The organism is Flavobacterium seoulense, from assembly GCF_000695795.1.
Classification (GTDB): Bacteria; Bacteroidota; Bacteroidia; order Flavobacteriales; family Flavobacteriaceae; genus Flavobacterium; species Flavobacterium seoulense.
Genome location: NZ_JNCA01000020.1, coordinates 71,316 through 82,884 on the forward strand (window position 1 = coordinate 71,316; position 11,569 = coordinate 82,884).

10 protein-coding genes are annotated in these 11,569 nt (G+C 31.0%); 1 reads left to right on the forward strand and 9 read right to left on the reverse strand.

Annotated elements, in window-relative coordinates:
* Window position 1: 1 nt before the first annotated feature.
* The 7 genes from FEM21_RS16610 to FEM21_RS16295 all read right to left on the reverse strand — a co-directional run bounded on the left by FEM21_RS16610 (window position 2) and on the right by FEM21_RS16295 (window position 6,599).
* Complete coding sequence (locus tag FEM21_RS16610) at window positions 2-1,081, reverse strand: hypothetical protein (protein ID WP_201448291.1); 1,080 nt, start codon at window positions 1,079-1,081, stop codon at window positions 2-4.
* 44 nt (window positions 1,082-1,125) lie between these two features.
* Complete coding sequence (locus tag FEM21_RS11015; protein ID WP_035660384.1) at window positions 1,126-2,064, reverse strand: hypothetical protein; 939 nt, start codon at window positions 2,062-2,064, stop codon at window positions 1,126-1,128.
* An 80-nt stretch (window positions 2,065-2,144) separates the two neighbouring features.
* Window positions 2,145-2,876, reverse strand: coding sequence for a hypothetical protein (locus FEM21_RS11020; protein WP_035660385.1), 732 nt, complete (start codon window positions 2,874-2,876; stop codon window positions 2,145-2,147).
* Window positions 2,877-2,984: 108 nt separating this feature from the next.
* Window positions 2,985-3,851 (reverse strand): hypothetical protein, encoded by an 867-nt coding sequence (locus FEM21_RS11025; RefSeq protein ID WP_152547397.1) that lies wholly within the window; start codon window positions 3,849-3,851, stop codon window positions 2,985-2,987.
* A 16-nt stretch (window positions 3,852-3,867) separates the two neighbouring features.
* Entirely contained in the window at window positions 3,868-4,821 is a 954-nt protein-coding gene (locus FEM21_RS16735) for a hypothetical protein (RefSeq protein WP_236353611.1), read from the reverse strand.
* Between the two features lies 1 nt (window position 4,822).
* Window positions 4,823-5,884 (reverse strand): coiled-coil domain-containing protein, encoded by a 1,062-nt coding sequence (locus FEM21_RS16290; protein ID WP_051627574.1) that lies wholly within the window; start codon window positions 5,882-5,884, stop codon window positions 4,823-4,825.
* A 4-nt stretch (window positions 5,885-5,888) separates the two neighbouring features.
* Entirely contained in the window at window positions 5,889-6,599 is a 711-nt protein-coding gene (locus FEM21_RS16295) for a hypothetical protein (RefSeq protein ID WP_051627575.1), read from the reverse strand.
* A 173-nt stretch (window positions 6,600-6,772) separates the two neighbouring features.
* Here FEM21_RS16295 and FEM21_RS16740 point away from each other — a divergent pair, with 173 nt between their 5' ends.
* Window positions 6,773-6,925 carry a hypothetical protein gene (locus FEM21_RS16740; protein ID WP_236353614.1) on the forward strand — a complete coding sequence of 51 codons (153 nt, stop codon included), beginning with the start codon at window positions 6,773-6,775 and terminating at the stop codon, window positions 6,923-6,925.
* 360 nt (window positions 6,926-7,285) lie between these two features.
* Here FEM21_RS16740 and FEM21_RS11045 read toward each other — a convergent pair whose 3' ends face one another.
* Both FEM21_RS11045 and FEM21_RS11050 read right to left on the reverse strand, forming a co-directional pair.
* Window positions 7,286-7,837, reverse strand: a complete 552-nt coding sequence (locus FEM21_RS11045; RefSeq protein WP_035660386.1) for a hypothetical protein — start codon at window positions 7,835-7,837, stop codon at window positions 7,286-7,288.
* Window positions 7,834-11,569, reverse strand: a 3,736-nt coding sequence (locus tag FEM21_RS11050) for a DUF6443 domain-containing protein (protein WP_051627576.1), incomplete at its 5' end; no start/stop codon positions are given. The genes FEM21_RS11050 and FEM21_RS11045, both read right to left, overlap by 4 nt.

An 11,569-nucleotide genomic window follows, 5' to 3' on the forward strand; every position in this document is an offset into this window, starting at 1 on the left:
TCTACTTTGACGTATTTTCTAGTTTTTCAACTCTTTTGAGAAGAGATTGAAATAATTGATTTTCTTTTTTTAAAAAATTAATTTCATCAGATTGATTTTGATTCTTCCTTTCTTGTTCAATCATATAAAGAGTGAGTTCCTCAATCTTCTGAAGCAGTTTTGCATTCATCTCTCCCAGATTAATTCCGTTTTCCAAAACTTCTTTTTCACTTGGTATATTCTCTAAATGCCCGTTTTCTTTTATGTGTTTTTCAACTTCTTCAAGAGTTGGTAAATTATATTCTTTCTTGAAAACAAAATCAGACCAGCCTGTCATATCTACTTTGACTTCTTTTGAATGGATGGTTCCGTTTACATCAAGGGCATTTTTAGGACTTGAATTACCAATTCCAATTCTGTCATCAGCTTTAATATACATTGCTCCTTTACCATAAACCCCAAAACTTATAAAATTTTCTGAAGAATTATCACTAACATGATTAAAGGCTAGTTCTCCACAGTTATAAATTGTATTGTTTTTTCCAAAATTTATATATTTTGAATTTCCACTCATTGTATTATCGTAAAACATTGCAAAACGATATGGTTGATCTGATGGAAAATCATTACCTACAATCAAAGGAAAATTGTATATATGAGCTTTCCCATTAACATCTAGTTTGTTGTTTGGAGTATTTGTTCCAACACCTAAATTTCCATTTAAAATATAACTATTAGCATTTCCTGTTAATTTTAAATTACCACTAGATTCTACATCATTTTTAGAATCAAGCATAGTAATCCAATCATTCCATGTATTTTGTCCATAAAATGCTTCTCTATATCTTATTTTATAATTATCCCAACCTCCAAAATATAATTGACTCGTTTGATGAGCATATAATCCATAAATTTCTAGAATAGTTCCATAATTAGTTAGACCTCCATTAGTATAGTTATCTAAAAGTTTAATCGACATAGGATTAATATTTGTCCTGGGCGGATTTGAAAAGTTAAAATTCTGATGATTAAAATTAATCTCATTAACTTGTGAAATACAAAAGAGCGGATAAAACAGAATTATTAAAAATATTTTCTTCATTTTTAAAGCAGTATTATTTCTAGGTTTTAAATTCTACAGGTATATTAATTTACAGTAAAACTAAATACTGTACTCTTCGCACTAGTATTTCCTGCAGCATCAAAAGCTTTTGTATGCCAATAATAAGTTCCAGTAGTTAGTGTTGTATTAGAATAAGGACTTGTAGCTTCTGCTTTTAGCTTTAGAGCAGTCTCTGTGCTGTTAGTATAAATATAAATACTGTCCTTTTCAGCACTCCCTGGAATAGCAGTTCTACTCCACTGAAAACTGATGGTAGTATTAGAAGTTGTACTTGCATTCACCGGACTAACCAAAGTTGGTGTATTCGGAACGGTTTTATCCACTAAGATGGTTCTGGAAGTATATAATGTTTGTTTTTCGCCGTTGGTTGCTTTTACTCTCCATGAGTAATTTCCTTCTGGAAAAGTATAATCATAAGATGTTGTAGTCAGAGTTTCATCTAATTTAATAGTATTACTACTATCATAAACTTGTAATTGGTAATTGGTTGCTCCAATAATAGACTGCCAGGATAGACTTTGTAGTGGTGTTTTTGTAATTAGATTATTACTTGGAGTATTCAAAACCACTGTATTACTTTGAAAATCATCATTATTAGCTACCGAGAAAAAGCGACTAGAATAATTTGTTTCATAAGCACTATTGAGTGCTCTTACTCTCCATTCATAATTTGCAATAGCAAGTTGCTGATTGAAAGAAGTCGCTGTAATAGTGGTATCTAATACAATTTGGCTGGGATTTTCAAAACTGGGTTTAGCAATCTGCAAACGGTATTTCGTAGCATCAGGAACAGCTTCCCAAGTGAAAGTAACGCCTGTAGCATTAAAACTAATATTATTGGCAGGTGCGACTAATTGTACTTCTTTTTTAGAAATATCAGTTTCCAAGAGTATTTCTTCGCAAGAAGTAACAGTGATTAAAAAAAAGCCGAAAAAAAGTTTAGAAAGTATAGTTTTCTTCATATTGATGATTTTAAAAGCATGCTATTATTTAAATGACAGTACTTGAGTTTATAATTTTACTTTATCGTATAAAAAACACTCTACATGTCAAACATTTTCTTTGCTTTTTTCTTTTTCTTAATCTTAGAATAAGTCTTTCCTTTACAGTTGGTATTACCCTCTACCATATCAGCAATGTACCAGTTCCCTTTCTCTGAAATTGCCCAACAAAAAGAACTGTACTGATAAGCCAAAATAGCCTCTGAGTTAATGTCTATTGTACTTGTTTTTTTACCAGACTTATATAAAGCGATACCATATTTATTCTCTTGTAAATTGATTAAATAATAAGTATCGGCTTGTCTAATTTTAGCAATCTCATCTGGATTTATACTAACAGCTATTCCTGATACCATTTTATATTTTTGAGTATCAACTAATAATTTAAAAACAGAAGCATTATGTACTGCATTCAATTCGGCTACCATTCCCGTCACATCTTGCAGCCTTATTGTAAGTAGTTCGGGTTTATTAGGCAGACTATCAACATAAACAATTTTTGATTGTTTTTGATTGAACTTTGCTTTAGCCGTGTATATTTTGTTAAGCTTTTTATTAAAAGGTAATACTTCAATAGCGACCCTTATTTTATTTTCTAATTTAGGAAGTGTTCTTTCTTCAAAATCATTTTGTAAATCAAATAATGATTTGGATTGCCCAATACTTCCTAATTCGGGCGATCTGGGAGAAACTTTATAAGTATCATTTTTAATTCGAGTAGATTGACAACTTGAAAAAACAACTAGCAGTAGTACAAAAAAAATTCTTTTCATTAATATATATTTTGTAGTAAAAGTAACAAAAAACCATTTTGATTTTTAAAATTAGTTGATAAAAAAATGATTTTCTATTATATCAATCTTAGATTGATATGTAAAACACTAATTTTTAGTTTTAAATTCCTCTTCGAGAACCGAAAGTCTATTAGATAAGTTATGGAAAGATTCGTTTTCTTTTTTTAATGTCTCTATTTCTTTGTTTTGTTGAATAAGGTAAAGTGTTAGCTCTTCGATTTTTTGAAGTAATTTAATATTCATTTCTCCCAAATTAATCCCGTCTGTTTTCATTTCTTGGGCAGAAGCAATTTCTGGTAAATGTTTATTTTCTTTAACAAATTGATTTACAGATTCTATTGGAGGTAGATTATAACTGTTTTCAAAAACAAAATCAGCTCCTGCATCAACAGTAACTTTAACTTCTCGTGAATTGATATTACCGGCAACAGTTAATAATGACGTCGGATTAGTTGTTCCTATTCCTACGTTACCATTATTAATTGTCATTACTTCACCTGTCTGCCAATCCCAAAATCGCAATTCATGAAAAGCTATTCTATGAAATCCATTTTGTGATTCAAAACCAATTTCATCATTTACATTATACCCATCTAAAAATAAGTTTCCTTTAATATGTTGCGCTCCAATAAAAGTATTCGCCTCTTTTGTTGCTAATTCGTGCCAAGGATTCCAAACATTCAAATCGCCATTTTTAGTTCTAAAAGAAATATGATTTCCACCATCTGGACCGTAGTCAGAATTAATCTGACAATCATATCGGTTTGAAAGACCACCAAAGCTAATCAAAGCTCCGCTCCATGGTGAACCTGCTGACACATAAGAAAAAGTATAACCTCCATTAAAAGTATCAACAGCACCTGCTGAAGAAATATTAGATGTCGGTTGTAAGTTTTGTGCATCTAAATTAGACAAGAACACTAAGAGAAAAAGAGAGAGTATTTTATGTTTCATTGTTTTGATTTTAAAATTATTTTTTAGTCCTTAATTCTTCTTCGATACTTGAGAGTCTCTGAGATAATTTTTTGAAACTTTCATTTTCTTTTTGCAAAGCCTCTATTTCTAATGATTGCGCATTTATTTTCTTGCCTTGTTCTATTGCATAAAGCGTCAATTCTTCGATCTTCTGTAATAACTTAGCATTCATCTCACCCAAATTAATTCCTTTTTTAAGAACTTCTTCTTCACTAGGAATATTTTCTAAATGTCCCTTTTCTTTAATATGCTTTTCTACTTGTTCAAGTGTGGGTAAATTATACTCTTTTTTAAAAACAAAATCTGACCAGCCTAGCATATCCACTTTTACTTCTTTGGAATGGATTGTTCCGTTGACATCTAATTTGTTATTCGGATTTGTTGTACCAATACCTACATTGTCCATAAAATAAGCATTTCTATTTTGATATGTTCCAGTTGTCGTGGCATAAGTCTCTATTGATGATTTATATGACAATTGTTCACCATTAGATACTTGAAAAGGTAATGTATTTTGAACACCATCATAAACAACTGGGTTTACAGGATAATTAGATTTGTAATGATAGGTTGTACCTCCACCTCTTAACCAAATTATTATTTCCTGACCATATCCAGTAGGGGTAATATCTTGCCAGCCTGCCACAAATGAATTTCCTGCTACTACAATTGGTTTAAGATTTGCATCTATAAAATGTGAACCATGTCCCCATGAAGTTACATGAAAATTAAATACCGCCATTAAGGATCCTCTCCATGCACTATCTTCATGTACACTACTTCTTCCTAAAATCAAGTTTGTAGGAGCATTGTTGTACCAACCTCCATCATAAAAAGTTATAGGATAAAATTTATCAATATCCCCGCCAACATTAAAGCTACCAGATGTTTGTCCAAAAACAGCTTTATAAATAAATAGTAATAATATAATGAACAGTGATTTTTTCATTTTATTTGTTTTCAATTTTTTGTATTCTTTTTTCTAAAACTTTCTGTTTGTTTTTGAACGATTCATTCTCTTTTTTCATAGTATCATTTTGTTTCTTCATTTCAATCACATAAAGAGTCAATTCTTCAATCTTCTGCAATAATTTAGCATTCATTTCTCCCAGATTAATTCCGTTTTTAAGAACTTCTTCTTCACTAGGAATGTTTGATAAATGCCCTTTTTCATTAATCTGTTTTTCTACTTCTTCAAGTGTTGGTAAAGTATACTCTTTTTTAAAAACAAAATCCGACCAGCCTGTCATATCCACTTTTACTTCTTTGGAATGGATTGTTCCATTTACATCAAGTTTATTTACTGGATTTATTTTTCCAATTCCTAAATTGCCACTTGGTGTCAATGATAAAGCAGTAATTTTACTAACATCTGATCCGTTCCAATATGATGTTTGAATTTTTAAACCTGAACCTGTCTGCCCATAATTACTTCCATTATTATCAATAATTGTTTTATAATATCTATCATTCCAGAGTTGATTTAATACCAGACTAGCACCATCCCCAGCCCAAGTCGATCCAATTAAATTTAAGACTGCTTGTCCCCCTGCATTTGTAGAAGTTTTTTTCATATCTATTAGACCTTCAGGATTATTTGTTCCAATTCCAATATTACCATTTGAAGTAATACGCATTCTTTCATTACCAAAAGTTCCAAAAACTATATTCCCCATCATATCAGGTACCGTCGAGTAGCCCGACAGATCAATAAAAGTTTTAATCGAGTTTGTCCCTCCACCAGCTGATAGTCTTAAAAATCCATCATCGGCACCATTTCCAGAATAACTATAACCTCTAATTTCTCCATTTACCAAAATACTAGCCGAAACACTAGGCCTCAAAGAAGTATTAGTTAATCCTCCGTTTAAAGTAAGAGAGCCATTTAAAGTTAATTTACTTATCGGACTTAAAGTTCCAATACCAACATTCTCTCCATCAGTAGGAAAAATACTTTGAGCAATATTAATTTGCATTATAAAAGCAAATAATAATAAAATAATCCTTTTCATAATTCTATTTTTCTTCAATATTTAAAATCCTTTTTTCTAGCTCTGCCTGATTTTTTTCCATCTTAATGATATATAGAGTCAATTCTTCCACTTTCTTCAAAAGTGCCATGTTCATTTCTGCCAATTGAATTCCATTTTTTTCGAACTCTTGTGCTGAGGGAATTTCAGGTAAATGACTATTTTGGTTTACAAATTTTTCGACTTCTTGTAAAGTTCTTAGCTTATAATCCTTTGCAAAAACATAATCTGGTGCTGGAACATTTAAATCTACTTTTACTTCTTTTGAATGAATTGTCCCATTTACTGCAAGTTTAGAATCGGGATTTGTTGTGCCAATACCTACATCACCTAAAGATGTAATTCTCATTCTCTCTTCAGGAGTTGTTGTAAATACATTCCCTCCGCTGGTTGTATAAAAAGCCAAATGTGCTGGAGAATATTGATTTCCATCCCCTGCTTGCAATAGTTTAATAGATGCAGCATAACCAATATTATAATGCTTGTAAAAATTGATAGCACCAAGCACTTCATTGTCTATCATAGCTTCAGTGTTTTTAGTAGATCCAATTGATAATGCTGTAGTCCAATCAGTAACTTCTAAATTACTTCTGGGATTTGTAACTCCAATACCAACACTACCCGTAGAAGGAAATGTATTTTGTCCAATAGACAATGATGTAATTAAAATAGTTAATAGTAGAATACTCTTTTTCATGTCTGAATTATTTTTTTCAACATATTATTTCTTACAAAAATAGAAATATTTACAATATTAATACTACAAATAAAAAATTAAAAAAATATAAAAACTTGAAGTATATCCATACTAAACAGTAATAGTTAAAACAAAAAGATATATCCCAAATCGACTTAGCCAGTCAGTTAGGTATACATAAAGGTGTATTGGGAAGGTATGAGAGAAACGAAGTTTTTCCCTCCATTGATATTGCCCGTAAAATTGCCGATTCACGATGTATCTTAGACAACCTTACGGGTAAAGAAGAGCACAGATTGATAAAAACACCAGTTCACATATTCTAGAAGTTTCTAAATTTGAACCCGAAGACCGCAATCATATTTTCTCGGCAATTGATGTCTTTATCCCTAAAAGGAAAATTCAAAGTATTCTATAAAAACAACAAAAAGCGACTCAATTTTTGCAACTTATATATCTCAACAAACAGAAAATTTATATAGTCACTAACTATGGAACATTGGGAAGCATTTTTTCTCATTTTAATGCTTTTAAGACAATATTAAAACAAAAAAGATGAGCAATATTGCTCATCTTAAATTATTTATTTACCTTAATAGCTCTACCTCAAAATATTATAAATACAAAATCTCATATCACTAAATATAAAACACTACATACAATCAAGCATCATTTGGGTATATCACCTACTTTTTAAAATTTTTATCAATTAATACATCTTTTCCTGAGTAATCGTTTTGCATTATATAATAATTCATTTTGAAAAAGAAATACATAATGCTTTTTTTAATATCTGGACTTAAATTACTTCTCAAATAAAACTTATCTTTAAAATCCGAACTTTCACAATACTTACTCTTTAAACCATCCAACCCATTTACTTTGAACTCGTTTGATATTGTCTCATTTAATTTAAAATTAAATTCAGAATTATTAATCAAATCCGATTTCGACAACAGATTTTTATTCAGTGCTTTAACTAAAAAATCATCAAAATTTTTAAAATCGCCATAATTATTCTCCTTGATAAAATACAACTGCCTTAAGCTGGTTACATATACTGTATTCCCCTTATTAATGAAAATCATCAAAGATTCATTGTGCAAGGGTAAATTAAAATTGTTGTCATTGGATAAATTTCTAACAAAATAATCATCATTTATCAATTCTTTTTTACAACTAAAAACTAAAAAAACTATGCCAATAAGTACAAATAATCTAATTTTAGCTATTTTCATTTTTGTCTATTATTTGGTGGATTAGCTAATTTTTCAGGGTCAATCTCCTTTCCATCATATGTTGATAAAGGTTTCTTCCCTTCTAACTTACGAGCTCTATTTTCATTATGGACAGCTCTAATTTCTGATGGATCATTTGCATCATTTACTTTAGCATTATCTTGCATGTTACCAATATCGTGATCAAACTGATGCCTCATTTCGTGAGCTACTACTCCTAAATCACTTTTCTCTCCATCATATTTAACATCAAAGTCATATTCAGTCTGAGTACCTGCTGGTTTACCAAAATAAGAAGCATCTCGATTTAAACTAGTGACAGCATTTTCTTTATTTGGACTTTGTTCTACATAATGTGTTTGTTCACTTTTTTCTAAAGTATGCAACTGATTTTTAAGTATTTTATCATTTGACTTCTCAATTGTTCTATATGCAGTTAATACTTTATACATTGTTTTGCTTACGCCTTCTTTTCCTGGATTATATCTTTTACCATTTTCATGATAAAAATTTCCATTACGATATTTAAACTGCTCTTTTACAGAACCGTCATTATTTCTTGTTAAGAATATTATGTCTCTCCCATCAGGATCGATAGCATTGAGCGGATTATTAGCAACGTAAGTGTAAGGTGATATTTTTGAGAACTTCTCTGCCAGCGGGTCAATATTCATCCATCTACCTAAAGCAGGGTCATAATTTCTTGCTCCATAGTCATATAAATTCAACTGAACACCACCAATATTCTCATCTTGCAACTCCTTACCGTTGTACTTATACTTGTAACTACTATTATTAATTAATTCACCAGTAACTTTCTGTTTTAAACCAAAAGGATAATAATTGCTCTCTTCAACTATATGTAAAGATGGAGTTGTTGTACCTACATCTTTATAACTCAATCGCACATTACCCAAATGATCTTTGTATTGGTAAATATAGGAAAAAGTTCCGTTATTGTTTTCAGCATATCCCTCTGCCGTTGGAAAAAACTTTAAATTAACACCTTCGTATTGAAATCCTCCTGCATAATCTGTGGCTGTTCCTGCTGCTATCTTACGTTGTTTTACTCCTGTAGCATCATAATCATAATGAATCGTTCCTCCTCCAAGAGTTACATCTGTTGGTAGATTTAAATGGTTGTATGCTATAGCAGTAATACCTTTATTAGCATCAGTCTTCATATTTCCGTTATCGTCGTAAGTATATTCCTGATTTGTATGACTTCCATCTTTAAATCCCTCGGTACTTCCTGAACTATCTTCTACTGTATTTAATCTATTACCCAAATAAGTATAAGCCAGATTGTCCATTGTTCCAAATACACTTCCATTAGCGTCAGTATTTCCGGTTCTAACCAAAGTCATGATATTTCCATTCTTATCGTAAGTAAGATTCTCGTTAAAACGATTAGGAGTCGACAATGAATATTGAGCAGCTGTCAATCGATTCAAAGCGTCATAACTATAATTGTAATTTTTCAGGTTAGTATCTATTGGATTAGTGGTTTTCCAATAGGTTTGGCTTATATTTCCATTAAACAATGCTGTACCAGTAGAAGGATTGTTATAATTAATTTTAAAACCAAACAAATCTCCAGATTCCATAGTAATATCATTATTACTTGAATTAGAATCATTGATTCCTTTCAACCATCCACGGATATTATAAGTATAATCAACTTTCTGTAAACGAGATTGTGTAGTTTTCCCTCCTACTCCTTTTTCTTTTAATTGACCTAATTCATCATAAACATTAGAAACAAGCAGTTCTTCTGCCTGGTTATTTATCTTTTGGATTTGTGTTAACAAACGTCCCTGATGATCATAAGTAAAATTATCTATAATCGTAGTTGTTAAATTATTTTTAGTATGATTAGTGGTAGTTTTCATTGCTTTACCTACAAAATCAAGATCTGTTTTTACTTTTTGAATTGAACCTAAAAAATTATTATTAGAATAATTGTATATCGGACGACCTTTCTCGTCATAATAAAAAACATTAGTAATCCAATTAGAACTTCCTAAAACACGGATTTTACTTCCAGTTGCTAATGACTTCGTAGCTGTACTTGGTATAATTTGTGGATTTGTACCGACGGGTTCCGAAACACCTCCATCTTTATCAAAATCATAATCATCATAATAATTAATAATATGAAGCTCTACAATATCTGTACGAGGAAATGAATTATTAGTATAGTAAGTACTTATTCCGTCTAATGGAGGTGTTGTTCCTCTGCTTTCAAAATGAATTGTTTCAAGATTTAAATCACCTTGTAAACCAGTCCTACTTTTACTACTGCTTATTAATCCTGTATAAACAGGACGGCTAAATGCATCATATTTGGTAAAAAGCCATTTATTCTGAGCTTTTAAATTTGGATCCTGAGTTAGAACAGCTCTGTCTAATTTATCATATACTATATACTCCCATTCTTTACCTGGTAATTTCTTTTCTACTAAACGATTTCTATAATCGTATTTGTACTGATAGCATAGTTCATCTAAAACATTTGTATTCCCATTAGCTGTTCCTGTTATTGTTGCTGTAAATGTACTACCAGCCTGAGCATGAAATCCATCTGATAATGTAATTGAATTTGTTGCTGTAAGGTTCAAAGTATTACCTGAAGATACTAATTCAGTAGAGCTAACATTACTTTGGTTAGCTGAATTAGAAGACACTCCTAAATCAGAGGCTTTAGGAGGAATAACATAAGTTAAATTTCCATAATCATCATAAACATAATAAGTATCGTGAATTATATTATTATCATAAGTACGCTTTAAAATAATTTTATCTTGCTTGTCTTTAAATTCTTCAGTAGTATGATCTTTAGGATTGAGCTGACCTGATTGCCAATTTTCATCTTTCGTTACTGTTTTGTACAGCTCATTGACATTATAAGAAGTTGTTCCTCCTGTCAATGTTGGGGTATAGGTATCATCTGCAAAAGACAAACTAACTCCAAAATTCTTTACTTCATTAACACCATTACTCTGATAATCCAATTTTATTTCATTACCGCTCCCTAATCTCCAATCATAACCCGGAGAAGCTTGTTTTAATATCCTATTAAGCGGAGAAGCTTCTAACTGTTTCTCTGAGTAAGGATTAGTCGTGTTTTCGTATTTAGAATTATTGGAATAATACGGAATAACCTCTGCCAAAGCACTCCCTCTATAAAGTCCTCCATCGGATACAGCAGCATAGGGTAAATAATCTTTTACTTGTCTTCCAAAAGTATCATATTCGATAGGAGTAATAATATCGTGACTATTGCCCCCAGCTCGGATACCTATATTTTGCATGGGTCTACCTAAACCATCAAAATAAGCTATAGTTTCTATTTTTTCATTGTTATTCAATGAATTAACATTGGTTGTTGGTGTTGTTGGTGTAATAGTATGAATATAATTTTCATTACTTAAAATATTGTAAATAATTGGCTGGGCATTAACGGTAACATTTGCTGATGGAGATGAGCTATTTCCTCCTAAACTAGCCACTATTATATAATTACCTGGTGGTGCTGTAACTGTAGCTCCTGAAAAGATTACTCCAGCTGACGGAATGGCTGAATAGGTATATGAAGCATTATAGTTAGTAATTGTAAAACTTCCGGTACTTACAGTAGATGTTGGCTGAATAACAGCACTCAAAATTGGAGTATTTAAACCTGGTAATTGCTTAACTTCTACGGTAGTTGAAGCATAATAATATTGATAA

Bases quoted from the DNA above. Each gene is read 5' to 3' on its own strand.
- FEM21_RS16610 (WP_201448291.1), bottom strand. From the start codon at position 1,081: ATGAAGAAAATATTTTTAATAATTCTGTTTTATCCGCTCTTTTGTATT.
- FEM21_RS11015 (WP_035660384.1), bottom strand. From the start codon at position 2,064: ATGAAGAAAACTATACTTTCTAAACTTTTTTTCGGCTTTTTTTTAATC.
- FEM21_RS11020 (WP_035660385.1), bottom strand. From the start codon at position 2,876: ATGAAAAGAATTTTTTTTGTACTACTGCTAGTTGTTTTTTCAAGTTGT.
- FEM21_RS11025 (WP_152547397.1), bottom strand. From the start codon at position 3,851: ATGAAACATAAAATACTCTCTCTTTTTCTCTTAGTGTTCTTGTCTAAT.
- FEM21_RS16735 (WP_236353611.1), bottom strand. From the start codon at position 4,821: ATGAAAAAATCACTGTTCATTATATTATTACTATTTATTTATAAAGCT.
- FEM21_RS16290 (WP_051627574.1), bottom strand. From the start codon at position 5,884: ATGAAAAGGATTATTTTATTATTATTTGCTTTTATAATGCAAATTAAT.
- FEM21_RS16295 (WP_051627575.1), bottom strand. From the start codon at position 6,599: ATGAAAAAGAGTATTCTACTATTAACTATTTTAATTACATCATTGTCT.
- FEM21_RS11045 (WP_035660386.1), bottom strand. From the start codon at position 7,837: ATGAAAATAGCTAAAATTAGATTATTTGTACTTATTGGCATAGTTTTT.